The sequence below is a fragment of the Zoogloea sp. GW822-FHT05C07 genome (genome assembly GCF_058800215.1).
Genome location: NZ_CM179510.1, coordinates 2,758,299 through 2,782,044, shown reverse-complemented (window position 1 = coordinate 2,782,044; position 23,746 = coordinate 2,758,299). Strand labels below are relative to the sequence as shown.

General features: G+C 65.1%; 20 protein-coding genes and 1 pseudogene. 13 read left to right on the top strand and 8 right to left on the bottom strand.

Annotation, left to right across the window (positions count from 1 at the left end; all coding sequences use genetic code 11):
- Window positions 1–277: 277 nt before the first annotated feature.
- Window positions 278–745 carry a hypothetical protein gene (locus AC3QL2_RS13105; RefSeq protein WP_493230832.1) on the bottom strand — a complete coding sequence of 156 codons (468 nt, stop codon included), beginning with the start codon at window positions 743–745 and terminating at the stop codon, window positions 278–280.
- A 389-nt stretch (window positions 746–1,134) separates the two neighbouring features.
- Here AC3QL2_RS13105 and AC3QL2_RS13100 point away from each other — a divergent pair, with 389 nt between their 5' ends.
- The 9 genes from AC3QL2_RS13100 (at window position 1,135) to AC3QL2_RS13060 (ending at window position 8,576) form a co-directional block, all read left to right on the top strand.
- Entirely contained in the window at window positions 1,135–1,596 is a 462-nt protein-coding gene (locus AC3QL2_RS13100) for a hypothetical protein (protein WP_493230830.1), read from the top strand.
- Window positions 1,597–1,749: 153 nt separating this feature from the next.
- Window positions 1,750–2,229 carry a DUF6985 domain-containing protein gene (locus AC3QL2_RS13095; protein WP_493230828.1) on the top strand — a complete coding sequence of 160 codons (480 nt, stop codon included), beginning with the start codon at window positions 1,750–1,752 and terminating at the stop codon, window positions 2,227–2,229.
- An 18-nt stretch (window positions 2,230–2,247) separates the two neighbouring features.
- The gene (locus AC3QL2_RS13090; protein WP_493230827.1) at window positions 2,248–2,838 is read left to right on the top strand and encodes a hypothetical protein; all 591 of its coding nucleotides are present in this window, start codon (window positions 2,248–2,250) and stop codon (window positions 2,836–2,838) included.
- 28 nt (window positions 2,839–2,866) lie between these two features.
- Window positions 2,867–3,157 carry a YciI family protein gene (locus tag AC3QL2_RS13085; RefSeq protein ID WP_493230825.1) on the top strand — a complete coding sequence of 97 codons (291 nt, stop codon included), beginning with the start codon at window positions 2,867–2,869 and terminating at the stop codon, window positions 3,155–3,157.
- Between the two features lie 239 nt (window positions 3,158–3,396).
- Window positions 3,397–4,689 carry a sensor histidine kinase gene (locus AC3QL2_RS13080; protein ID WP_493230824.1) on the top strand — a complete coding sequence of 431 codons (1,293 nt, stop codon included), beginning with the start codon at window positions 3,397–3,399 and terminating at the stop codon, window positions 4,687–4,689.
- Window positions 4,674–6,023: a sigma-54-dependent transcriptional regulator gene (locus AC3QL2_RS13075; RefSeq protein WP_493230823.1), complete on the top strand. Its 1,350-nt coding sequence runs from the start codon at window positions 4,674–4,676 to the stop codon at window positions 6,021–6,023. Before AC3QL2_RS13080 ends, AC3QL2_RS13075 begins: the two co-directional genes overlap by 16 nt.
- A 166-nt stretch (window positions 6,024–6,189) precedes the next feature.
- Entirely contained in the window at window positions 6,190–6,876 is a 687-nt protein-coding gene (locus AC3QL2_RS13070) for a hypothetical protein (RefSeq protein ID WP_493230822.1), read from the top strand.
- A 17-nt stretch (window positions 6,877–6,893) separates the two neighbouring features.
- Complete coding sequence (locus tag AC3QL2_RS13065; RefSeq protein WP_493230821.1) at window positions 6,894–7,241, top strand: DMT family protein; 348 nt, start codon at window positions 6,894–6,896, stop codon at window positions 7,239–7,241.
- Between the two features lie 6 nt (window positions 7,242–7,247).
- Window positions 7,248–8,576 (top strand): MFS transporter, encoded by a 1,329-nt coding sequence (locus AC3QL2_RS13060; RefSeq protein ID WP_493240257.1) that lies wholly within the window; start codon window positions 7,248–7,250, stop codon window positions 8,574–8,576.
- On the opposite strand, the gene AC3QL2_RS13055 is transcribed toward AC3QL2_RS13060, so the two are convergent.
- A complete protein-coding gene (locus AC3QL2_RS13055) occupies window positions 8,515–9,480 on the bottom strand; it encodes a DMT family transporter (protein WP_493230818.1) in 966 nt (321 codons plus the stop codon). The genes AC3QL2_RS13060 and AC3QL2_RS13055 overlap by 62 nt on opposite strands.
- A gap of 105 nt (window positions 9,481–9,585) precedes the next feature.
- Here AC3QL2_RS13055 and AC3QL2_RS13050 point away from each other — a divergent pair, with 105 nt between their 5' ends.
- Window positions 9,586–10,074, top strand: a complete 489-nt coding sequence (locus tag AC3QL2_RS13050) for an Lrp/AsnC family transcriptional regulator (RefSeq protein ID WP_493230816.1) — start codon at window positions 9,586–9,588, stop codon at window positions 10,072–10,074.
- 90 nt (window positions 10,075–10,164) lie between these two features.
- Here the strand turns inward: AC3QL2_RS13050 and AC3QL2_RS13045 are convergent, their stop codons facing one another.
- Window positions 10,165–11,364 carry an MFS transporter gene (locus AC3QL2_RS13045; RefSeq protein ID WP_493230814.1) on the bottom strand — a complete coding sequence of 400 codons (1,200 nt, stop codon included), beginning with the start codon at window positions 11,362–11,364 and terminating at the stop codon, window positions 10,165–10,167.
- 179 nt (window positions 11,365–11,543) lie between these two features.
- On the opposite strand from AC3QL2_RS13045, the gene AC3QL2_RS13040 reads away from it, so the two are divergent.
- Window positions 11,544–12,239 carry a PA4824 family protein gene (locus AC3QL2_RS13040; RefSeq protein ID WP_493230813.1) on the top strand — a complete coding sequence of 232 codons (696 nt, stop codon included), beginning with the start codon at window positions 11,544–11,546 and terminating at the stop codon, window positions 12,237–12,239.
- 119 nt (window positions 12,240–12,358) lie between these two features.
- Here the strand turns inward: AC3QL2_RS13040 and AC3QL2_RS13035 are convergent, their stop codons facing one another.
- From AC3QL2_RS13035 to AC3QL2_RS13025, 3 genes and pseudogenes are all read right to left on the bottom strand, one after another.
- Window positions 12,359–13,978: an inorganic phosphate transporter gene (locus tag AC3QL2_RS13035; RefSeq protein ID WP_493230812.1), complete on the bottom strand. Its 1,620-nt coding sequence runs from the start codon at window positions 13,976–13,978 to the stop codon at window positions 12,359–12,361.
- A gap of 161 nt (window positions 13,979–14,139) precedes the next feature.
- Window positions 14,140–14,799 (bottom strand): annotated as a pseudogene (gene ppk2 / locus AC3QL2_RS13030) (polyphosphate kinase 2); the annotation flags it as partial.
- A gap of 60 nt (window positions 14,800–14,859) precedes the next feature.
- Window positions 14,860–16,125, bottom strand: a complete 1,266-nt coding sequence (locus AC3QL2_RS13025) for an ATP-binding protein (RefSeq protein ID WP_493230811.1) — start codon at window positions 16,123–16,125, stop codon at window positions 14,860–14,862.
- A gap of 256 nt (window positions 16,126–16,381) precedes the next feature.
- Between AC3QL2_RS13025 and AC3QL2_RS13020 the strand changes: the two genes are divergently transcribed.
- Window positions 16,382–16,822: an NUDIX hydrolase gene (locus AC3QL2_RS13020; RefSeq protein WP_493230810.1), complete on the top strand. Its 441-nt coding sequence runs from the start codon at window positions 16,382–16,384 to the stop codon at window positions 16,820–16,822.
- Between the two features lie 3 nt (window positions 16,823–16,825).
- Here AC3QL2_RS13020 and AC3QL2_RS13015 read toward each other — a convergent pair whose 3' ends face one another.
- Window positions 16,826–17,731, bottom strand: coding sequence for a LysR family transcriptional regulator (locus AC3QL2_RS13015; protein ID WP_493230808.1), 906 nt, complete (start codon window positions 17,729–17,731; stop codon window positions 16,826–16,828).
- A 101-nt stretch (window positions 17,732–17,832) separates the two neighbouring features.
- Here AC3QL2_RS13015 and AC3QL2_RS13010 point away from each other — a divergent pair, with 101 nt between their 5' ends.
- Entirely contained in the window at window positions 17,833–18,948 is a 1,116-nt protein-coding gene (locus AC3QL2_RS13010) for an alkene reductase (RefSeq protein ID WP_493230807.1), read from the top strand.
- Between the two features lie 82 nt (window positions 18,949–19,030).
- Here the strand turns inward: AC3QL2_RS13010 and AC3QL2_RS13005 are convergent, their stop codons facing one another.
- Complete coding sequence (locus AC3QL2_RS13005) at window positions 19,031–23,323, bottom strand: PAS domain S-box protein (RefSeq protein WP_493230806.1); 4,293 nt, start codon at window positions 23,321–23,323, stop codon at window positions 19,031–19,033.
- Window positions 23,324–23,746: the final 423 nt, after the last annotated feature.

Sequence of the window (23,746 nt, the reverse complement as noted above, 5' to 3'; positions counted from 1 at the left end):
GGTACGGAGCCCGAAGTTTCGGACTCGACGGTCGAAGTTTCGAGCTCGGAACTCGAATGTTCGAGCCCTGAATCCGAAACTTCGAGCTTTGAGCTCGAAACTTCGAGTCCTGGGCTCGAATATTCGAGCAGATCGGCCGAACATTCGACCGTGGATCCCGAAACTTCGAGTTCAAACACCGAAAGTCGGACAGTTACTTTCCATCACCGGAATAATTCCATCCGATTTTCGGCAAGCGCCCCCGAAAAACGCCACCGCCCCGTCCCGCGATCCGCCCTCAGGCCGTGGTTTCGGCGGGCTTGGTCTTGCGACCGGGGTTGCGCACCAGCATCGCCTTGCGCAGGGTTTCCAGCCCCTCGCTCTTCCCGTACATCTTCATCAACGCATACCCTTCCAGCATCGCCACGAGGATGTCACTGCCCAGCGCCGTCTCGGTGTCCTCCGCCTTCGCCATCACCTCGCGCAAGCGCATCAGGCGCGGCCGCAACGCATCGAAGGCCGCGAAATCGCGCTTCATCTCGGGCACCGAAAAGCTCGGCGGCAGGATGTCCCGGTTGTGCTCCAGCACCAGCGCCGTCTGGCGACAGAACTGCTCCGACTTGTCGCCCATCTTGCTGAGCGCCCGCACCTCGTCGGCCGACAGGCTGATGAAGGGCTCGAAGACCCGCTCGATGTTGGTGAGCGCCTGATCCAGCATGGCAAGGGCTTCGGCGGACAGATCGAGGGAAACGAGGTTCTGCGTCATGGCGTGGCTCCGGGTGAGATAGGGAAGATCGCACCGGGCGGGTCCGCAAGGCGGACAGCCATCGCCGGCGCGCCGGAATATTACGATGAGATTACGTCAAATGCATACATTGACGAGCGAAGTGGACACCCGCGGTGTCAAGCCCACCTGCCACATGCACGCGGAGTGACGTACTCAACTGAAGCGCTTGGCAGCAGATGGGAGCATGGCAACTCGCACTCCTCACCTTGCACGCTGGGCACAACCAAAACCATGAAGCACGTACTGTTCGTTTGCAGCCAGAACCGACTGCGCAGTCCAACTGCCGAGCAAATATTCTCGGATCACCCGGGCATTGAATGCACGTCTGCTGTCCAGTTACTTTCACCGTAGTGCATGAAGGAAACACCATGGCGCGTGTTGATAAGCTGACCAAGCTCGTCGCTGTTTTCGACCAATTCCACGCCACTATTGGTGCGATGGATGATCCACTCGCCAAGCAGCTTGTCGACGGCTGGGGAAGTATTAGGAATCAATATATCAGCCCCGAGGACGCACCTCGCTCTGTCTTTGCGGCAGGAATGGAGCAGGGTCTGCGTGAGACACCCATGGCACTGAGATCGATGCAATCTGCATCTAGAAAAGTAGCAATGGACGCCCTTGCAGCCGCGATCACAACGCACTATCCGGAGTTTTTGGCCAAGGACGCGGCACGCCTGGACAAGATCAAAGCACGTGGCTTCATTCGGAGCGAGAACGAGTTCTATCTGGTCTGCCACCATGTCGCCACTCTCGAAGGGAAACCAGGCCGAGAGGCGGAACTGGCACAGTATTACGAATGGGTCGATCGATTTGAGGCACGAGGCAAATGAAGCATAGCCGTTCGGCCTGCAGACATCGGTCGTCGTCGGGAATAACAACGATCCTAGGGAGCTGATATCGGCCTTGATCGCGTATCACCCGGGGCCACGCGACAAGCCAAGCACAACGCAGCTTGATTCAACCTCGGACGTCGGGAGCAAAGCATGTTCGGACTCTTCAGGACGGAAGACTTCCACCACCCTTCCCTCGGCACGCTCCAACGGAGCCGCGGATATTGGCGGGGACAGATTTCCTTTCCGGGCGTGGGCACGGTCCCACTCATTGTTGATGGCACTCCCAAGGGCCCAGATCCCCACGCATTTCAGCACGCCATGAACCTGCCCGCGGATTTTGCCCACATTGCCCCCGAACTGAAGCAGGCGCTTTACGAACACTATGAGCCTTACGCCGAAGCCACTATGAAGGGGCACCTGGCAGCACAGCGGGGCCCCCTTCCACAAGTATCCTGCCCCGAGGACGCGCTACGCCTGCTAGTGCCGGGAGCCGTGGCAATCATCGAACTTGACGGAAAACTCGCTACGGAGATGTGCTTCAACGTCCCGTGGGACGAAGAACACATGCTTGGTGCAAGGTTTCGGGGAGGGAAATGGATCGAGCTCTGCGGTAGCACCCTCGTGCCATAAAGGTAACACCCAGGCGGCTTGAACACTGATCTCAACACCCTTCACACAGAACGTCATATGCATAAGCTCTCGCGCCAATCAGGCGATGCGTGGATCGCGCATTCCCATCCAGCCACGTTCAGAACCGAAATCGTAAGCGATGGAAATGAACGTCTCGTTGCGGGGGTACCAGTTGGAGGCGTCACCATATTCAAGCGTCTGGTTGAATCCATCGAAGCGCCGTATTTCTTGCTCTACGTACTCCACACCCCGCGCGGCGAAGGCCAAGCGGGACGGTACCAGAGTCCGTCTATCGGCCTCGACAAGCTGGAGTCCTTTCTGGAACGTTACGCCGCGTTCCTGTCTGGAGACGCCCGCTTCGATATCTGGGCGTACTCCCCAAGTGAAAATGCAACCGTTATCTGGGATCGCCACGATCTTATCTACGCCTACGGCGCAACTGAGCGCTTTGCCATGGCATTACGGGAGCTTGGTTTCGAACAAGGAACTCCTGGTATCCAGTTCCCTCATCAACACCACTATCGCGCAGAGTTCGATGCTGATGCATCGGATGTCTTGCACGCATTTGAATGGTGCTATTCGCCTCTTCACCCGGAGGATGAGCAGTGAGCACTCGCCAAGGACAAAGCCCGCGGGCATGTTTGTCGTGCTGTTGAACTACGTTGAGCCGTTATCCGAAGTTGATCGTTTCGTTGGAGAGCATCACCAGTTCTTGAAACGCTATTACGCAGCGGGAAATCTCCTTCTTTCGGGGCGTAAAGAACCGCGTACGGGTGGCGTAATCCTTGCAACCGCAGGAACCCGTGCCGAAGTCGAGTGCATTATCCAGAGCGATCCATTTCACCGAGAAGAGATCGCCAGCTACGAGATCGTCGAGTTCCTGCCGTCGATGTCGGCGGAACACCTTGCCAATCTGGTCGCGCCGTAACTCAAACGCTCCGGAACGTCGGCTTCTCCAGGTCTGCAATGACCGCTTTCGGCGAGCCGGCCGTTTCTTGCGCGGCAATGTCCGTTCTGGCAAGGTGGTGTCCATCACCGGAACGATCTCCGGCTCCCCGGCGGAGCTTCACATCAAGGAAACCTGATCTGCCGCAGCAACCATCCGTTCGACGCGATCTGCTGATCCTCTGGCTTTCCATCGCTGCGGTTGCGCTTGTGCTGGGGTGGTTGCTGCTGTTGCTCAGCCGCCAGAGCGCCGGCCCCCAGATTGCGCGGGCGCGCCAGCTTACCTCGACCAGTTGCCAGGCGCTGCAAGCGGGTGCGGCGCGCATGCGTCAGCAGTTTCCGCCGGCAAACGGTCCGTCCCATCCCATGGCCGCGGCCGCTGCCGCGGCACAGGCGGTGCTCGATCTGGCGCTACGCGACCAGCCGGGCATGGAGGGCGGATTCTGGCGCGCGGATGCGGGGGTGGTGGCCTACGCCTTTCCAACCTATGACGGCACGGGAATCAAGCGCGATCCGCCGAGCGCCGAACTGGAGCGCATTGCCGCCACGGCCCAGCGTGCGCAGGATTCCGCAGGCCTCGTGGCGGACGTGCGGCCGGGTTTGCGCGAGGCGGTGGCTTTCGCGGCCTGCCCCGTGGACACCGATGACCGGCGCCTGGTCGCGTGGACGCTGATGCGCGTGCCGCTGCTGGCGACAGAAACGGTCAACACCTTGATCCTCGCGGTGAGCCTGCTGCTGGCACTGGTCGTGGTCTCGGGTGCGTGGCTGGGCTGGATGATTTCGCGCTGGCAGCGTCAGTCGAGCGATCTGCGCAGGCAGCTGGCCCAGTCCGAACGCCTGGCCACGCTGGGACGCGTCTCCGCCGGGCTGGCGCACGAGATCCGCAACCCCTTGGGCACGATGCGCATGAAGGTGGAGAACGCGCTGGCGGCACCGGCGGAGTTGCGGGAGGCGCGCGTGGAGGGTGCGCTGGATGCCGTGCTGTCCCAGACCGCACGCCTGGAGACGCTGGTGTCGAGTCTGCTGGCCTTGACGCAACCGTTCCGCGCGGAGCGTCAGGCCGTCGACCTGCAGGGCTGGCTGGAAGCGCGGCGCGGCGCCCACGCCGAGGCTGCGCAAAGGAGTGGCGTACGAATCACGCTGGCGCTTGAACCGGAGCTGGCCGACGCCGCAAAAGGACTCGCGCTGTTCGACCCGATACAAATGGCCCGGGTCTTCGACAACCTGCTGCTCAACGCGCTGGCGCACACGGGAGAAGGCGGCGAGGTCGAGCTCGGTGCCAGTCGCACGCGCCGCGGCGCCCTGCTGCTGTGGGTGGCAGACAATGGTTGCGGGATACCGGCCGAGCTGCGCGAGACGCTGTTCGAGCCTTTTGCCACGTCCCGCGCGGGCGGCACCGGCCTGGGGCTGGCGCTCGTGCGCGAGATCGTACAGGGCCATGGCGGGCAGGTCGCACTCGCCGGGTCGGCCAGGGGAACACGCATTGAGATGGAGCTGCCGTGGCCCGAATCCTGATCGTCGACGATGACGCGGCGTTCCGCGACAGCCTTGCGGAAACGCTGCAGGACCTGGGGCATTCAGTGCTGCAGGCCGAAACCTCCGACGCCGGCCTGCACACGCTGCGCAGCGAGGACGTGGATGCGGCCATCGTCGACCTGCGACTGCCGGGAGAGGATGGCCTGACCTTCCTGCGCCGGGCGGCGCACATCTCGCAGGTGCCCTGCATCATGCTCACCGCCTATGCGAGTGGCGGCAATACCATCGAGGCGATGCGCCTGGGGGCGTTCGACCATCTGACCAAGCCGGTGGCCAGGGCAACCTTGGTCGAAACGCTCGGGCGCGCCCTGCGGCAGGAAGCCAATGCCCCGGACCGACATCAGGAGGCCGGCGCAGCGCCCGTTGCAAGAGCGCCCGCGGACAGCAGCGAACTGGTCAGCAGCAGCGAAGCGATGCGCCAGGTCTTCAAGCGCATCGGGCTGGCGGCGGACAGCGAGGCCACGGTGTTGATCCTCGGCGAGACGGGGACGGGCAAGGAGCTGGTGGCACGCGCCCTGCATCGCAACAGCGGCAGAGCGGCAAGGCCCTTCGTCGCGGTGAACTGCGCCGCGATTCCGGCCGAGTTGATGGAGAGCGAGCTGTTCGGCCACGTCAAAGGGGCATTCACGGGCGCCGTCAGTGAGCGCCTCGGGCGCTTTCGCGAGGCCGATGGCGGCACCCTGTTCCTCGACGAGATCGGCGACATGCCGCTGTCCACCCAGGCGAAGATTCTGCGGGTGCTGCAGGAACGCGAGATCACCCCCGTCGGTACCAACCGCGCCCAGCCGGTGGATGTGCGCATTGTCGCGGCCACGCACCGGGATCTGCCCGCGGCGGTCAGGGAGGGGCGCTTCCGGGAGGACCTGTGGTATCGCCTGCAGGTGGTGCCGCTGTGGCTGCCACCGCTGCGCGAGCGCCTGGGCGATGTGCTGCCGCTGGCCGAACACTTTCTGCGCCTGCTGGGCGGCGACGCGCCCAAGCGGCTGAGCGCGGCGGCAGCCCGGTTGCTGCTGGCCCACCCCTGGCCCGGCAACGTGCGCGAACTGCGCAATGCCATGGAACGCGCGGCCATCCTCAGCCACGGCGCCGTCATCGATGTCGAGCATATCGGCCTGCTGACACCCACGGCGTCCGCCCCGGGCCTGGACATCGACTGGGACGGCCCGATGGAACTGGCCGTCGCCCGCGTGGAACGCGAGATGATCGTGCGTGCCCTGGCGGCAACGGCCGGCAACCGCGCGGAGGCGGCGCGGCGCCTCGGTCTGTCGCGCCAGCAGCTCTACCGCAAGCTGGCCGAGTTCAAGCTCGACTGAATCTGCCGCACAAAGGCCGGTGTCCGATCCGGTGACACTCCGACGTCACCAGAACGGACGGCGGATACCATCACGCGATTTCAAGCCGTTGATTTAACTAAAACTCTCATTGGCATGGTGTTTGCGCTACAGCTTGGGTGCTTTTCCCAACCCAAGGAGCTTCGCCATGTCCGCGCATTTCCCCGCCACGTCCGTCGCGCTGGCATTCGGCCTGTGCAACCTGAGCGCCCACGCCGTGCCGCCCGGTCCGGCCCCTCATCTGCCCCCGCCACCACATCAACGGTTCGAGGCCCCTGCGCCAATGGGCCAGTACGCCGTGGAAGGCCAGGTCCAGCGGATGCTCATCAATCCCTACGGTGAGGTTGACGGACTACGCCTGAGCGACGGAACGATTGCCAGATTCCCGCCGCACATGGCCGATGCACTCACAGCGGCGGTCAAGGTCGGGGACGCCGTCCGGATCATCGGACGGGCGGAAGCGGGAGGCACGCTCAGGGCCGACGCCATCGTCCACACCGGCAGCGGGCGTGCCCTATACGACCAGCCGCCACCGGTTGGCGCGGGCCGGGCCCTGCCGCCCCACCTGCGCGCCCAGCGACTGCAGCCCCAGCAGGTGGAGGGCCGCGTGGAAACGGTGCTCACCGGGCCGCGGGGAGAGGCCAACGGCGTCATCCTGAGCAACGGCAGCATCGTCCGCTTTCCGCCTGAAAGCCTGCATCTTTCGGTGCAGACGGGCGCGCCGTTCGCGGCGTCCGGACTCGGCACCCGCAATGCGTTTGGCACATCCCTGGAAGCCATCAGCATGGGCACGACCCTGTCCGCTCTGCAACCCCTCTACGAGCGCGCACCGTAAATACTGGAATCCCCCCGATGCCCCCCAAAGTCTTACCCATCGCCCTTCTTCTCGTCTCCAACGCCTTCATGACGGTTGCCTGGTATGGCCACCTCAAGTTCGGAGAGCGCCCCCTTTACCTGGTGATCCTGGTGAGCTGGCTGATCGCCCTGGCGGAATACTGCTTCGCGGTTCCCGCCAACAGGATCGGCCACGCCATCTACAGCGCCGCAGAGCTCAAGACGATGCAGGAGGTCATCACGCTGGTCGTCTTTGCGGTCTTTTCCGTCGTTTATCTCGGTGAGCGGCTCACGCTCAACCATCTGGTGGGCTTTGGTTTCATCTGCCTGGGCGCGTTCTTCGTCTTCAAAGGCCCGTTGAACTAGGAGCCGATGATGGCCATGCTCTCCACGCACACCAGCTCGCAAAACTGGCTTTCCGGGCTGAACTTCTTCCTGGCCGACGTCCGTGACGGTCTCGGGCCCTTTCTCGGTGTGCTTCTGGCCAGCCAGGGCTGGCGGGCCGATGACATTGGCTATGTGATGGCCCTGGGCGGTGTCGCCTGCATGCTGACGACGACACCGATGGGCGCCTGGGTCGACGCATCGCGCCACAAGCGGCTTCTGTTGGCGAGTGGCACCATCGTGCTCACGCTCGCCACCGCGGCGCTATGGACGACGCCGTCGTTCGGGGTCGTTGCCGCTTCCCAGGCGGTGACCGGTGTCGTGGGCGCCTTGATGGGGGCCGCCATCACGGGCATCACCTTGGGCGTCGTTGAGCGAAGGGATCTGTCCTGGCAGTTGGGCGTCAACGAGGCCTGGAACCATGCCGGCAATCTGGTCGCAGCCGGATTGGCCGGGCTGGCGGGCTACCGCTGGGGGCTGTCGGCCGTGTTCGTTCTGATGGTGGTGATGGCCTGCGCAGCGCTTGCCTGCTTGTGGAAGATCCGTCCGCAGGACATCGACCATGAGCGTGCTCGTGGCGGTGATCTGGTACCCAGCCCGCCAACTCAAGATTGCCGCGCCCCGCCGTCCATCCGGCAAGTGATGACGGACTCGCGCGAACTGGGCCTCATCGCGATCACCATGCTGCTGTTCCATCTGGGTAATGCCGCGATGCTGCCCTTGTTTGCGCAATCGATCGTCACGCGTGGGCTGGCGGACCCCAGCATTTTTACGGCATCGACCATCATCGTGGCCCAACTGGTCATGATTCCCGCTGCACTGTGGGCCGGATGGCATGCCAGCCGGCACGGATATCGGACGCTGATCATTGCCGCCCTGCTGGCTTTACCCTTGCGGGGCCTGATCGCCGGTTGCTGGGAATCCCCATGGGCACTGATTCCAGTCCAGGCCCTCGACGGAATCGGAGCAGGTCTGCTGGGGGTCGCCTTGCCTGGACTGGTTGCTTCCATCCTGCAGGGCACCGGAAACGTCAATGCGGGGCTCGGCGCGGTGATGGCAATCCAGGGCGCGGGGGTGGCCATGAGTCCGGCACTCGCGGGCTGGATCGCACACCATTTCGGCTATGGCGCGGCTTTCATCGTCCTGGGCATCGTTGCCGCAGCCGGACTGTTCATCTATCTTTTCGGCACTCTCTTCCTGATGTGCCCGAATAGCAGGCTTCTTATTCCCCTATTGCGCCGCAATCATGAACGCTTCAGGACTGGACTGCAGGAATTCCCGATTCCCTTCTCTGATGCACCGTCACGCAGGAAATGACGCTGAATACCACGAACACGAAAGCGGCCGCCTCGGGCAAGGTCGGCAGGCGTTGTTCCCAGACAAAGCAATAAAGCAGCGCAAACAGCGTTTCGAAAAGGATCATTTGCCCGACCAGCGTCAAAGGCAATATACGGCTCATGGAATTCCAGAAGGCGTTGCCGGCAATCGACGCGAAGACGGCCAGCCCGATTGATACGGCGGCAAGACGCAGCCATGCGGATTCGCCGTGCTGGCCATTGGTGAAGGCCAGGGCGAGCGGGATCATGGCGAGGGCCTGCGCACCGGTCACAATGCCGATCAGCAGATTCCATTCCTGGGCAGAAATGGTATTGCCGAGGCGGACAAGCCATCGCTGATTGCCGACGGCGTAGCTGGTCCACGACACCAGCGCGCAGATTGCGCACGCCAGCCCCGCGGCGTGCGTACCCCCTTCGCCGGCCCCCAGTTGAGCAATGGCTTGCCAGCCGATGCACATTGCGCCGCCAATGCACAGCAGCAGCGACGGCATGAGCCGCGGGAGGGGCACGGCGCCATGGTCGCGGCTGCCGATGAGGGTCACCGCGACGGGGAGAAAACCCATCACCAGGGAAGTCATGGCGATGCCGCCGAGCTGCACGGCGCTGGACAGCAGGACGTAGTAGAGCGTGTTGCCGGTCAGCGAAAGCCAGGTCAGCGCGATCCATTCCCGACGGCTTATTCGGGCAAAAATGGCGTGCCGTTTCGGCCAGATCAAGAGCACCGAAATCGCCCCGTAAAGCAAATAGCGGCCAATACTGATTTGCAGTGGGGAGAATTCCCTGACCAGTTCGGGCGCCAGAAAAACCAGCCCCCACAGGGCGCCGGCGCCCATTCCGAAACCGATGCCCTTGCCAATGGCGGCCGAGTTTTTTCCATTGCCCACTGAATACCTGCCGCAATCCGAATCTCTTGATCGATGAAGCGTAGCATCGGAGATCAGATTAATTTCCGCTATTATCGGCCTGGAAATGCAACAAAAACTCGCCCCATGAAGAGAAAGCCCGAGCCGCACAGGTTGCTGGACAGCTTTGACCGGGCCATCCTCCGGATCATCCAGCACGACAACAAGACGCCCCAGCGCGCCATCGCCGAGGAGGTGAACCTGTCGGCGGCGGCGGTGCAACGGCGGATTGCCGCGATGGAAGCGGCCGGCGTCATCACGCAGAACACGGCGGTCGTCGATCCGGACAAGGTGCCGCTGACCATCACGGCCATCGTCGAGCTGCATTTGCAGGACGAGCGCGCGAGCACCGTCGATGCGGCCAAGGCGATCTTCCGGGAAGCTCCGGAGGTGCAGCAGTGCTACTACGTGACGGGCGGGAGCAGCTTCGTGCTGGTCATCGTGACGCCCGACATGCGGACCTACGAGGCGCTGACCCGCAAGCTGTTTGCGACCAATGATCTCGTGGCGCGCTATCGCACCCTGATTGCGCTGGACAAGGTGAAGACGGGCACCGGGATCGTCATTCCCGATTGAGTCGGGCGGCTGGCCACCGGTTGCAACACCGTCGGCTCGTCGGTAGCCCACAGGAGGTGGATGACGCCCACCGGGGCCGGCCGGCGGCGTTCAGATGGATTCGGTCGCCGGCACCAGCTTTCTGCTGGTTCGCAATTGGACGAGCACCAGCAGCAGGCCCAAGGCCGCCAGCGTGCCACCCGCAACCGATACCGCCGCATAGCTGCCGCCGGCTTGCAGGACGGCCCCGCCCAGCGCGGCACCCAGCGCGTTGCCCAGGTTGAAGGCGCCGATATTGACCGACGATGCGAGCCCCGGGGCGGCGGTGGCGGCGCGCATCACACGCATCTGCAGCGGCGGCACCACCGCGAAGGCGGCCGTCCCCCACACCAGCAGCGCCACGGCCGCGCCCAGCTGGGTCTGCGCGAACCACGGGTAAGCCAACATGCTGGTGACCAGCACCAGCAGGAAGCCGATCAGCGCCCCATCGACGGAGCGGTCTGCGAGCTTGCCGCCGACCGTGTTGCCGATCGTGAAGCCGATGCCGATCAGCACCAGCATGGCAGTGATGAAGGCCGGCGAGGCCTGGGTGAGCACCTCCAGCGACGGATTGATGTAGGTGTACAGCGCGAACATCGCGCCGGAGCACAGCACCGTGGTGGCGAGCGCCATCAGCACCGGCGGGCGCGTCAGGGCATGCAGTTCGGCGCCGACGTCCGGCACATGGCCCTTGCCGCCCGGCGGCAAGGCGAAGCGCAGCGAGGCCATGGCGAGCACGCCGAGCATCGCCACCGCCGCGAAGGACTCGCGCCAGCCGATCTGCTGGCCCAGCCAGGTCGCCGCAGGAACGCCGCCGACGTTGGCGATGGTCAGCCCCAGGAACATGGCGGCCACGGCGCTGGCCTGTTTCTCCCGTGGCACCAGGCTGGAGGCCACCAGGGAACCCAGGCCGAAGAAGGCGCCGTGGTTGAGGCTGGTGACCACCCGCGCCACCATCAGGCTGAGGTAATCGGGTGCCAGGGCCGACAGCAGGTTGCCGACGGTGAAGATCGCCATCAGCGCGATCAGGGCCTTGCTGTGGGACCAACGGGCCAGCAGCAGGGTCATGATCGGCGCACCGACCATGACGCCGATGGCGTACGCGGAGACCAGCATGCCCGCCGAGGGGATGGAGACGCCGACGCCCTGGGCAATGGTCGGGAGCATGCCCATCGGGCCGAACTCAGTGGTGCCGATGCCGAAGGCACCGATGGCGAGTGCCAGCAGCGGCACGGCCGCGCTGCTCTGCGAGGGGGAATGAATATTGGACATGAATTTCTATGAGTTGAATTCCTGAGCGAATTCTGACGCCTGCGTTTTTGCGGATAAAGGCTTATGGCGCAAAACACTTTTGCGTCAATCAAGGTCAATTAGGGAAATCTGCTGGCGGACCCCAGCAACCACAGGCGCCGGGAAATATGGGCGCCATGTCTGCCCAATAGAATGGACTGATGAAATCCGGTGCCCTGGCCTTGGCAGCCTTGATCTTTCCATCCTGCGTCTTCGCCGCCCGTCCGTTCGTCACGGATGATGCGCGCCTGACCACCGGCGGCAGTTGCCAGTTCGAGAGCTGGACACGCGTCTATCCGCACAGCCGGGAGATCTGGGCGCTGCCGGCCTGCAACCCGACCGGGAATCTGGAATTCACCTTTGGCGGCGGGCGGGCCAGATACGACGGCGAATCGGCAACGCGCGATTACGTCTTTCAGGCCAAGACCTTGTTCCGCCGGCTGGAAACCAATGACTGGGGCTGGGGCCTGGCGGCGGGCACCATCCGCCATCCGGAAATCGCCCCCGGCCCCAACCTGCTCGGCAATACCTACGCCTATATTCCGGTTTCCATTTCCCTGAACGACGACCGGCTCATCGTCCATACCAACCTGGGCTGGCTGAAGGACCGTGCCTCCGGGCGCAACAGCGCGTCGTGGGGGATTGGCGGCGAATTCAGCCTGCGCGCCCGGCTGCTCGGCATCGCCGAGACCTACGGCGACAACCACGGCATGTCCTATGGACAACTGGGCGTCCGTTATTCCGTGATCCCCGATCTGTTGCAGCTCGATGCCACAGCCGGGCAGCAACTGGCCGGGCCCGGCAAGAGCCACTGGCTGTCCTTCGGCATCCGCTACACGCCCGACAAACTGTTCTGAACACCAGCCCGGGAGACTGGAAGACCGAGCGATGGGCGAGCCCCTGCCCGGTCAAACGGCCGGACAGGGGATTTTCACTTTCTAGATCACGTGGCGGCCGGTGCCTGACCGCCGGCACTTCAGAAGATGTGCACGAACAGCCAGTACAGGCTGCCCGACAGGATGATCGCCGCCGGCAGGGTGAGGACCCAGGCCATCAGCAGGTTACGGACGGTGGACATCTGCAGGCCGGAGCGGTTGGCAGCCATGGAGCCGGCCACGCCGGAGGACAGCACGTGGGTGGTGGATACCGGCAGGCCGAACATGTCGGCGGCGCCGATGGTGCCCATGGCCACCAGCTCGGCGGACGCGCCCTGGGCGTAGGTGAGGTGGGTCTTGCCGATCTTCTCGCCGACGGTCACGACGATGCGCTTCCAGCCGATCATGGTGCCCAGGCCAAGGGCGATGGCGACCGCCACCTTGACCCACAAGGGGATGAACTTGGTGGCTGCGTCGAGCTCGGTCTTGAAGGCCTTCAGGTTGGTGCGCGCGTCGTCGTCGAGCTTGACCGCCTCGCTCTTCTCGATGAAACGGATCGCTTCGGAGGCCAGGTACATGTCGTTGCGCACGTTGGCCACGGAGTCGGCCGGCAGCTTGGCGAGGGAGTCGGACTGCTTGACCTGCTCCTCGATGGTGCCGCTCAGCGCGGCCAGGGCCGGCAGCACCTCGGGCGTGAGGTCCTTGGTGCGGATGTAGGTCGACAGCACCTCGCGGGGGGCGGCCGGCGGCGCCATCGGTGCGGCCTTGAGCAGGGCTTCCTGGGTGACGTGGGCGACGGCGGCGAACTGGGTGACCTCGCTGGCCGGCATGGCGCGGTTCAGCGCGTAGGACAGCGGCACGGTGCCGACCAGGATCAGCATGATCAGGCCCATGCCCTTCTGGCCGTCGTTGGAGCCGTGGGCGAAGGAGACGCCCGTGCAGGTGAGGATCAGGATGCCGCGGACCCACCAGGGCGGCGGGGTGTCGCCCTTCGGCTCGTCGTACAGCTCACGGTTCTTGACGAGGGTGCGCAGCACCAGCAGCAGGATCGCCGCGCAGCAGAAGCCGACCAGCGGGGACAGCAGCAGGGAGTAGCCGACCTTGGTGGCCTGGGCCCAGTCGACGCCGCTGGTGCCGTCGCGGCCGTGCATCAGCGCGTTGGCCACGCCGACGCCGATGATCGAGCCGATCAGGGTGTGGGAGGACGAGGCCGGCAGGCCGAACCACCAGGTGCCGAGGTTCCAGATGATGGCGGCGATGAGCAGCGCAAAGACCATCGCGAAGCCGGCGCTGGAGCCGACCTGCAGGATCAGTTCGACCGGCAGCAGGGAGATGATGCCGAAGGCCACCGTGCCGCTGGACACCAGCACGCCGAGGAAATTGAAGACGCCGGACCACACCACCGCGAAATGGGGCGGCAGCGAGTGAGTGTAGATGACGGTGGCCACCGCGTTGGCGGTGTCGTGGAAGCCATTGACGAACTCGAAGCCGAGGGCGATCAACAGCGCGATGCCGAGCAGCAGGTAGGGCAGCAGGGAGCCCATCTGCGTGCTCGACTCGGCGATGTCGGCAAAGACGCTGTAGCCGGTGAACAGCAGGCCGCCGAGGATGAAGACCAGGAACAGGGCGCGGCTGCGCGGCCCGGAGCCATGATCCAGATTGGGTTTGGATGAGGCGCGCAACGCGTCGGGCGTGGCGGCCATGTCAGTGCTGGGGTTCATGCGGTTATTACCTGTAAATGGGGTCGCCGCATTTTCATTGCCGCCCATGACGGCTCAATGATGTCTGCATGGAAGCTCATGGTGCCGATTGCAACAAATGGCAAACTGGCCCGGCGGCCCTATCCCCGCGGCGGAGCCGCCCGTGGGTAGACAAGCGGCGCTCAGCCGAAGTAGTCGGGCACCATCATCTCGCCGGAAACCGGGTGGCGGACGTAGTCCGGGTGGCGCACCCGCTCCGGCAGATCGACCGGCGGACGGATCACTTCCTCGTAGGGCATCTGGTCGAGCAGGTGCTGAATGCAGTTGAGGCGCGCGGCCTTCTTGTCATCGGCATGAACGATCCACCAGGGCGCTTCCGGAATGTGGGTGCGCTCCAGCATCACCTCCTTGGCCTCGGTGTATTTCTCCCAGCGGGCGCGGGATTCCAGATCCATCGGGCTGAGCTTCCACTGCTTGAGGGGGTCGTGGATGCGCGACAGGAAGCGGAAGTGCTGCTCCTCGTCGGTGATGGAGAACCAGTACTTGATGAGCTGGATGCCCGAGCGCACCAGCATGCGCTCGAACTCCGGCACCGAGCGGAAGAACTCCTCGTACTCGTCGTCGGAGCAAAAGCCCATCACCCGTTCGACGCCGGCCCGGTTGTACCAGCTGCGGTCAAAGAGGACCATCTCCCCGGCGGCCGGCAGGTGATGCACGTAGCGCTGGAAATACCACTGGGTGCGTTCCCGGTCGTTCGGCGCCGGCAGGGCCACCACGCGGCACACGCGGGGGTTGAGGCGCTGGGTGATGCGCTTGATGACGCCGCCCTTGCTCTGGTTGTCGATGCAAACTCGAGCGGCAGCGTGCCGCAAGCGTGTTACAGCAACGGGCCGACAGGCGTTTCAGGCACCGGGGAAATGGAGCGAGAAGCACGCGCCCCCCGCCGGCAGGTTGCGGGCCGTGATGCCGCCGCCATGCAGGTTCATGATCTCGCGGGAGACCGACAGGCCGAGGCCGGCGCCGCCTGTCCCGGTCGGCGTCTGGCTCGACAGGTTGAAACTCTCGAAGAGGCTTTCCAGTTCGTCGTCGGGAATCCCCGGCCCCTGGTCGATGACATCGAGGCGGTAGCCGACGGCGGGCTCCGCGGTGGTGCTGCATTCGACAGCCAGCCGGAGGACGATTTCCGAGTTGAGCGGCGAGAACTTCAGCGCATTGCCCAGCACATTGGTGAGCACCTGGCCGATGCGCTGCGCATCGGCGCGCAGCGGGGTCGGGGCTTCGGGCCGGTCGAGACGGACGACGATGTTGCGGTGCCCCGCGGTGTCGGCAAAGGTGTCGCGGACGGTGGCCAGCAATTCGCCGAGATCGGTGTAGCCGATATCCAGCACGATGCGTCCGGTATCGAGCCGGGACACGTTCAGCAGGTCGTCCACGAGCAGCGACAGCTTGACCGTGCTTTCGTGGATGCGGGCGAAATAGCTGCCGAGCTTGGGCCGATCGGCATCGGCATGCCGCTGCGTTCCCAACTGGGAGAAGGCCATGCTGGCATGCAGCGGCGTGCGCAGTTCGTGGGACATCTGGGTCAGGAAATCGCTCTTGGCCCGGTTCGCGTGCTCGGCCTCCTGCTTGGCCAGCCGCAAGTCGCGGGTGCGCTCCTCGACCATCGCATACAGGCGGTCGCGGTGTTGCCGCAGCTCATCGGCGGCGCGGCGCTCGTGCTGGCGCAGCGCGGCAAGCACGTCACTGGTGAAGCCAACGCCCTGCAGTTTGCCGTCGCAGACGATGACGAAGCTCTCCGGCAGGCCGCCCGGCACGTCGCCAACCAGGCGGTCGGCGATCTCGTGGATCGGCAGCGCGGCGTCGATGCGCACCGGCGCGTCATCCATGACCTTGGTACAGCGTTTCTTGCCGTAGACTTCCCAGTGAAAACGGCCGGCGATCTGCACCATGAAGCTCTGCCGGTTGATCAGCCCGACCAGGAGACCCTCGGCCAGGACCGGCAGGCACTGGATCTGCGGCGAGGCCTCGAAGATCTCGAAGACTTCCGTGTTGCGGGTGCCGGCATCGATGAAACGCACCGCATGGCACAGGTCCGCCGCGGTACACGCCAGTTTGTCCACCGCCTGCGCGGAGGAGGCTTTGCCGGAAGAAATGCTTTTGTTGGGCACGATGAACGACGCGAGAAGACGAGGAGTGGAGATGGGCCGCTGGCGGGCGATGACGTTATCTGGTCGGGCCCGGACAGGCTGGTTAGCCATGGACAATCAAGGCTAACCCACTTTGGTGACAGGGAATTTGCAGGCTAATATCGGCCCCTGCGCGAGCATTGCAACGCGGTGACGCAAAATCGTCACATAAAAGAAACCCTGCTCCGTTATAAGATATTCGTATTACCCCTGATCCATCAGCGAAGCCCCGACAGTCATGGCAAAAGACCGCGTGAAGCCCTCGCCCGCCAAAACCGGCGTGTGGGCCATCATCCAGTGCATCGAAACAGGCAAGCTCCTGCTCGGCAAGCGTTCCGAAGTCGTCAATAACTCAGGGTTGTGGAATTTCTTCGGGGGCCGGGTGGATCGCGGCGAGGCGCCGCGCAAGGCGCTGATGCGCGAGCTGGTGGAGGAAACCGGCCTGCGCGTGAAGGAAAAGCAGCTGATCAAGCTCGGGCGCGTGTCGTCCATCAGCGGCGACGTGGCCGACCGGGACATGCACTACTACCTGCTGCGCGTCAGCCAGGAGATCGCTCCGCGCCTCAACCGCGAACACTCCAACTTCCGCTGGTTCAAGCGCAGCAGCCTGCCCGACAAGTTCAACCGGCCGACCACCGCGGCGATCAAGCGCGGCCTGCTCGAGAAACTCGAGCACTGAAGCTCACGGCGCGGCTCGCGGCCCGCCGCGGAAGGCTTCCTCCAGGTAGCCCAGCAGCGCCTTGATGCGCGCCGGCTGATAGCGCCGGCTCGGATAGGCCACATACAGCGGCGAAGGCTCGCCGCGGGCATCGGGAAAGAGTTCCACCAGGCGGCCGGCGGCAAGATCGTCCTCCACATCCAGACGCGACTTGTAGGCGATGCCGTGGCCCTGCACGGCCCACTGGCGCACCAGCGCACCATCGTCGGCGGCGCGGTCGCCGCGCACCTCGATCTCCCTCTGCCGGCCCTGGTGGAACAGGCTCCAGCGGTCGAACAGTTCCCCATTGCGGTAGAAGCAGATGCAGTTGCGGCCGGCCAGCTCCTCGAAGGTGGCCGGCGTACCGTGACGGGCCAGATAGGCCGGCGCGGCGACCAGCACGCGGCAGTTGTCGGTGAGCTTGCGGCCGATGAGGCTGGAATCCGCCGACAGGCCGTAGCGCAGCACCAGGTCCACCGGGTGGCGATAGAGGTCGGTGAGGCTGTCCGACAAGTGCATGACCAACCGGACCTGCGGATGGCGCAGACGGAAAACTTCGAGCAGCGCATCGAGGCGGCCGCGGCCCAGATCGGACGAGGCACCCAGGTGGATGTCGCCGCTGAGCTGCTCGCGCCCTTCGCGCAGCGCGGCGAGACCTTCTTCAAGCAATTGCTGGGACTGGCTGCAGTAGGCGAGGAAGTTCTCGCCGGCCTGGGTGAGGCGCAGCGAGCGGGTCGAGCGTTCGAAGAGCTGGCTGTCCACGCGCTGCTCCAGGCGCTTGATGGCGGCGCTGGCGGCGGCGGCACTGAGGCCGAGGGCCCGCCCGGCGGCGCTGATGTTGCCCAGTTCGCTGACGCGGATGAAGAGCTGGACGTCGGCCAGGTGAATCATTTTCAAACCTCGTTTGAGAATGCATCAAATCCTAGCCCAATTATCAAACGGAAGCCCCTTCCCTAGACTGGCCTCACCTCCACTATCTTCAGGCCATCGCCATGAGCGCTTCCCTCTTCCAGCCCTTCTCCCTCGGCACGCTGACGCTGCCCAACCGCATCGTGATGCCGCCGCTGACCCGCGCCCGCGCCGGCCAGCCGGGCAACGTGCCGACCGCGATGAACGCCGAGTACTACGCGCAACGCGCCTCGGCCGGGCTGATCATCGCCGAGGCCACCGATATTTCGGCGGACGCCAAGGGTTACTCCCTGACACCAGGCGTGCACAGCGCCGAGCAGATCGCCGGCTGGCGCCTCGTCACCGACGCAGTGCATGCGGCCGGCGGACGCATCTTCCTGCAGATCTGGCACTGCGGCCGCATGTCCCACCCGAACCTGCGCGGCGGCGCGACGCCGGTGGCGCCGTCAGCGGTCGCCTTCCCGGGCCAGATCTGGCTGGCCGGGCCGGACGGCAAGGGCGGCATGGTGGATTGCCCAGAGCCCCGTGCCCTCGACCGGGCAGAGATCGCGCCCATCGTCGCCTCCTTCCGCCAAGCGGCGCTGAACGCCATCGAGGCGGGTTTCGACGGCGTCGAGATCCATGCCGCCAACAGCTACCTGATCGACCAGTTCCTGCGCACCACCTCCAACCGGCGCGACGACGACTACGGCGGCAGCCGGGACAATCGCCTGCGCTTCCTGCGCGAGGTGGTGGACGCGGTGATCGGCGCGATTGGCGCCGAGCGCACCGGCGTGCGCCTGTCGCCGCGCAACCAGGCGCGCGGCATGGACTGCCCGGACAGCCTGCCAACCGCCCTCGCCGCGGCGGCCTTCCTGGCCGAACGCGGGGTGGCCTACCTGCATACCAACGAGCCGGAAGAGCCCGAGCCCAACCCGGCGGCGGAAGCCTTCCATGCCGACCTGCGCGCGGCCTTCCCGCGGCCGATCATCGTGGCCGGCGGCTATACGCTGGCCCGCGCCAAGGCAGTGCTGGCCAAGGGGCACGCCGACCTGGTGGCCTTCGGCCGGCCCTTTATCGCCAACCCGGATCTGCCGACCCGCCTGCAGCACGGCTGGCCCCTCAACACCCCGGACGCGACCACCTTCTTCGGCGGCGACGCCCACGGCTACACCAGCTATCCCTTCCACGCCCAGATCACCGAGGAGAGCCCCGCATGAAAGCCATCGGCTTCCGGCAGCCCGGCCCCATCGGGCGGAACGACGCGCTGGTCGGCATTGAACTAACGCGCCCCGGCGGCGGCTAGCGCCGCCGCAGCCAGCGCAGGATGGTCGAGAACAGGCGGTCCGGGTCCACCGGCTTGGACAGAAAATCGTCCATGCCGGCGGCCATGCACTGAGCGCGGTCTTCGGCAAAGGCATTGGCTGTCATGGCGATGATCGGCACCTGGCCGTAGGCCGACAGCATGCGGATCCGGCGGGTCGCCTCAAGGCCGTCCATCTCGGGCATCTGCATGTCCATCAGAATCAGGTCGAAGACCGAGCCAGCGGCCATGTCCACCGCCACCGCGCCGTTGCCGGCGATGGCCACATCCAGCCCGGCATCGAAGAGGAAGAGCTTGGCGACCTCCTGGTTCACCGGCTCGTCTTCCACGAGCAGGATCTGCGCACCGGCATATTCCTTCTGCAGCACCCTCTCCGCACAGCCGCCGTCATCCTGATCCGGCAGCGCCTGCTGGATGGAACGCCCGAGCCCCAGCCAGGCGGTGAACCAGAAGGTGCTGCCCTTCCCGACATCGCTCGTCACGCCGGCTTCGCCGCCCATCAGTTCGGCCAGCCGCCGGGTGATCGCCAGCCCGAGGCCGGTGCCGCCATACTTGCGGGTGGTGGAGGCGTCGCCCTGCTCGAAGGGGCGGAACAGCTTGGGCAGGACCTCCCGCGGGATACCGATGCCGGTGTCGCGCACTTCTGCGCGCACGCGCAGTGCGTCGCCCTGGCGCTCGTCGATGCGCAGGCTGAGGGTGATCGCCCCGGACTCGGTGAACTTGACCGCATTGCTGGCCAGGTTCAGCAGCGCCTGCGTGAAGCGGGTCGAATCGCCACGCACCAGACAGGGCACGCTCTCTGCGTCCACGACGAGGCACAGGCCCTTGGCGGTGCTGCGGTCGTGGATCATGGAGGCGACGTTGGCGGCCACCCCTTCCAGTGCGAACTCCCCTTCCTCGAGGATGAACTTCTCGGCTTCAATCTTGGACAGGTCGAGGATGTCGTTGATGACGCCGAGCAGGTGCTGGGCGGCGCCGTCGATCTTGCCGAGCTGCTCGGCCTGGGTCGGGCTGACGCCGTCCCGCTGCATGATGCGCGCCATGCCGAGCACCGCATTGAGGGGCGTGCGGATCTCGTGGCTCATGTTGGCGAGGAAGGCGCTCTTGGCCCGATTGGCGGACTCGGCGGCCTCCTTGGCCTGCAGCAGCTCTCGGGTGCGCGCGTCCACCAGGCTTTCCAGATTCTGGCGGTGGCGCTGCAGCTCCTGCTCGGCGCGCTTGCGCTCGGTAATGTCGGTGGAAATGCCGCACAGGGCGTCGATGCTGCCGTCCTCCCGGCGCAGGGGTAGCTTGATCGAGATGTAGCTGTGGGTCTCGCCGGTGCGGGCGTCCACATTGTTCTCCTCGAGCTCGATGCGTTCGCCGCCTTCGATGACCCGGCGGTCGTTGTCGCGCAGGTTGCGGGTCGTCGTCGCGTCGAAGAAAGCGTCGTCGGTACGCCCGACGATCCGCTCGCGCTCGACACCGAACAGCCGGCAGACCGCACCATTGGCGTAGGTGTAGCGGTATTCCGTATCCTTGATGTAGATGTAGGCGCCCACGTTGTCGAGGATGGTGGCCAGCATCGCTTCGCTCTGGCGGCGCCCTTCTTCGGCCAGGCGGCGGGCGCTCACGTCGATGACGATACCGATGTAGCTGCGCACCCGGCCCTCGTCGTCGCGCACGGGCTGGGCGATGGACAGTAGCCAGCGGGGCGGCTGTCCCTCCGGCAGATTGACCCGCCACTCGACCTCGAAACGCTCTTCGCGGGCGCTCGCCTCCACAATCACCGCGTCGGCCTGGACCCGGTCGGCAGGATGGACCGTATCCAGCCAGGCGGCATAGGACGGGGTGACGGAGTCGGGCTCGAGCCCGTACAGGCCCCACAACTCATCGGACCAGTAGCGGTTTTCGCTCTCGATGAAGACTTCCCAGAAGCCGGCCCCTGCGGCATCGAGGGCGAGGCGCAGGCGCCGTTCGCTGGCCTTGAGCAGCGCTTCCGCCAGACTGCGCTCGGTGACGTCCGACACGGTGGCCAGCACATGATCCACGCCGTCGATGTTGAGGTTGCCGAGGCTCAGTTCGATGGCGAACTCGCTGCCGTCCTTGCGGCAGCCGCGCAGGCTGCGCCGGGACATCAGGGCCTGGGCCTGGGCCGGGCTGTGGTGATAGCGCTCGCGCTGGAGACCGTGGCTCGCCCGCTGGTCCTCCGGTACCAGCATGTCGACGGGCTGGCCCACCAGCTCATCCTCCACATAGCCGAACATCTGCGCGAGGGCCGGGTTGACGAGCACCATCTCCCCATCGGGTTTGACCACCAGCAGACCTTCCACGCTGGAATCCCAGACCTGGCGGAAACGGGCCTCGCTATGGGCCTGGGCGTCCTCGGCGCGGCGCAGGTCTGAAATGTCGGTGAAGGTCAGCACGGCGCCTGCTCTGCCGCCGGCCTCGTCGAGGTAGGGATCGACCTGGACCAGGTAATGCAGATCGCGCTGCTGCACGTGCTCGACGCGCGAACCCTCGCCGGCCACCACACCGCTCACCCACTGGCGCAGCAGCGGCAGGTCGAGGTGACAGGGCACCCCGTACAGGAACTGGCCGACATCGCCAGGCAGCAAACCGAAGATGCGCCCGGCCAGCGCATTGAAGCGGGTCACCCGCCCGTTCCGGTCCACCACCACCAGACTTGAGCGGATGGAATCCTGGATGTTGGCGAGGGTGGTGTTGAGCTGGACGTACTCGAGGGACTTGAGGCGCAAGGCCTCGTTGAGCGTCGTGAGCTCCTCGTTGGAAGCCTGCAGCTCTTCGTTCGAGGCCTGCAGTTCCTCGCTGGAAGCCTGGATCTCCTCATTGAGGGACTGCAGCTCCTCGTTGGACATCTCCAGTTCCTCGATGACCGCCTGCAGATGTTCACGGGTGTCGGCCAGTTCCTGGCGCAGTCGGGCGATCTCTTCCGCCGCTTCGGCGGCAGCCAGCCCTCCACCATCCCCATCCACCACTGGCGCCGTCTTGAGCGGTGTCTCTTCGAAGCTGATCAGCACGGCGCCCGATGGCGCCCCATCCGGTCCAGACACCCGCCGCAGAACGGGACGGACGCGCAGGGTCTCGCCGCCGATGCGCACCCGCGCACCGACGCCGCACAGCACATCGGTGGCATCCTGGCGCATGCGCAGGCCCAGGGCCTTGAGCTCGCTGCGCAGCTCCGGCAACACCAGCGCGAATACCGAGAAGTCGGCACTGGCCACCGGCAACGCGAAGTAACGCCGCGATGCGCCGAAGAAATGCAGGGGCTCGAAATTGGCATCCACCAGCACGCCCGGCGGACCATAGGCCTCCACCACCAGATCCCGCGCCTGCTCGGCCAGCACTTCGCGTTGTGGTCTGGCGTGCATGCGCGGTGCTACGCGGGTGATCCGCTCGGGCAGGCCGGTCCGGAAACTGGGCACGTGCACCGCGCCTGAAGTGGCTCGGCGCCGGAAGAGCTTTCCGGCGCTATCGACGGGCTCGAACAAATCATGTCCATAACCGATGGACTCGGCCTTGCCGAGAAAGAGCAAGCCCCCAGGGTTAAGTGCGAAGTGGAAGCAGCCGATCAGCTCGGTCTGTTGCTCGGGCTTGAAATAGATCAGCACATTGCGGCAGCTGATCAGATCCATGCGGATGAAGGGCGGGTGGCCAGTCAGGTCGTGCAGCGAAAACACGCACAGCTCCCGCAGAGCCTTGCCGACCCGCCAGGCTTCGCCGTCGGCGACGAACCAGCGGGCCAGGCGTTCGGCCCCCAAGCCTTCCAGCCCGGCGGCATTGTAACGGCCGGTACGGGCAAACTCGAGAGCCCCCTGGTCGATGTCGGTGGCGAAGATGCGGACCTGACGCGCGCGCCCCTGCTCCTGCACGATCTCGGCCAGCAGCATTGCGATGGAATACGCCTCCTCACCCGTTGCACAGGCCGGCACCCAGGCCCGCAGCGGCACGGCGGCGGGCAGCCGGCCGACCAGTTCGCGCAGGCTGTGCGCCAGTTCGCCGAACACCTCGGCATCACGGAAAAAAGACGATACGGACACCATGCAACCCTGTTGCAGGCAGCCCAGTTCGTCCGCGTGCTTCTGCGCGTAGGCCAGATAGTCCGTCAGGGTGCTCAAGCCCAGCATCCGGCAACGCCGTACGGCGTGCCGGTGCAGGCTGCCTTCCTTATAGCGTTCAAGATCCACGCCGGTTTGCCGGGAGGCCGGTTCGAGCAGGGCGTGGAAAGCTTCCGCCTCCCTCTGGATGGATGGTTCGGGACTGCTTGTCATTGTTCTTGCATTGCCCGTCGTGTCCGCATCGGAGTCCGGACAGCCACACGCCGTCCGCCACTGGATGATGGTATGCCTAAGTACGGGCCTGCACCACGCTGCCCAACACAGGTATGGCGGTACTTTTTCGCAACTTGCGAAAGTACCCCGAACGTTCCATGATTAACCATCGAATCCCTCCACGAGGAGCAGCCCCAATGACCCGCTCCGTCGCCCTCCTCCTCGCGCTTGCCCTGGGGTGCATCTCCGCAGCGCAAGCCTGCAGCACTTCCAGCAGCAAGCACACCAAGCCCGACATCAGCAAACCGGCCCAGCCTCCGGGAGGGGCCTGACCCGCATTCCGGATTCCCGGCGGGGCGCCCGTACGCCCCGTCTTCGCGCTTACCCTGTCCGCATCTTCAACACACACCTATAAAGGAGACA

Excerpts from the sequence above, each read along its gene's own strand:
- AC3QL2_RS13010 (WP_493230807.1), top strand. The coding sequence starts at position 17,833 with ATGAGCGCTTCCCTCTTCCAGCCCTTCTCCCTCGGCACGCTGACGCTG.
- AC3QL2_RS13060 (WP_493240257.1), top strand. The coding sequence starts at position 7,248 with ATGATGGCCATGCTCTCCACGCACACCAGCTCGCAAAACTGGCTTTCC.
- AC3QL2_RS13095 (WP_493230828.1), top strand. The coding sequence starts at position 1,750 with ATGTTCGGACTCTTCAGGACGGAAGACTTCCACCACCCTTCCCTCGGC.
- AC3QL2_RS13005 (WP_493230806.1), bottom strand. The coding sequence starts at position 23,323 with ATGACAAGCAGTCCCGAACCATCCATCCAGAGGGAGGCGGAAGCTTTC.
- AC3QL2_RS13105 (WP_493230832.1), bottom strand. The coding sequence starts at position 745 with ATGACGCAGAACCTCGTTTCCCTCGATCTGTCCGCCGAAGCCCTTGCC.
- AC3QL2_RS13045 (WP_493230814.1), bottom strand. The coding sequence starts at position 11,364 with ATGTCCAATATTCATTCCCCCTCGCAGAGCAGCGCGGCCGTGCCGCTG.
- AC3QL2_RS13085 (WP_493230825.1), top strand. The coding sequence starts at position 2,867 with ATGTTTGTCGTGCTGTTGAACTACGTTGAGCCGTTATCCGAAGTTGAT.
- AC3QL2_RS13100 (WP_493230830.1), top strand. The coding sequence starts at position 1,135 with ATGGCGCGTGTTGATAAGCTGACCAAGCTCGTCGCTGTTTTCGACCAA.
- AC3QL2_RS13070 (WP_493230822.1), top strand. The coding sequence starts at position 6,190 with ATGTCCGCGCATTTCCCCGCCACGTCCGTCGCGCTGGCATTCGGCCTG.
- AC3QL2_RS13050 (WP_493230816.1), top strand. The coding sequence starts at position 9,586 with ATGAAGAGAAAGCCCGAGCCGCACAGGTTGCTGGACAGCTTTGACCGG.
- AC3QL2_RS13015 (WP_493230808.1), bottom strand. The coding sequence starts at position 17,731 with ATGATTCACCTGGCCGACGTCCAGCTCTTCATCCGCGTCAGCGAACTG.
- AC3QL2_RS13020 (WP_493230810.1), top strand. The coding sequence starts at position 16,382 with ATGGCAAAAGACCGCGTGAAGCCCTCGCCCGCCAAAACCGGCGTGTGG.
- AC3QL2_RS13035 (WP_493230812.1), bottom strand. The coding sequence starts at position 13,978 with ATGAACCCCAGCACTGACATGGCCGCCACGCCCGACGCGTTGCGCGCC.
- AC3QL2_RS13040 (WP_493230813.1), top strand. The coding sequence starts at position 11,544 with ATGAAATCCGGTGCCCTGGCCTTGGCAGCCTTGATCTTTCCATCCTGC.
- AC3QL2_RS13065 (WP_493230821.1), top strand. The coding sequence starts at position 6,894 with ATGCCCCCCAAAGTCTTACCCATCGCCCTTCTTCTCGTCTCCAACGCC.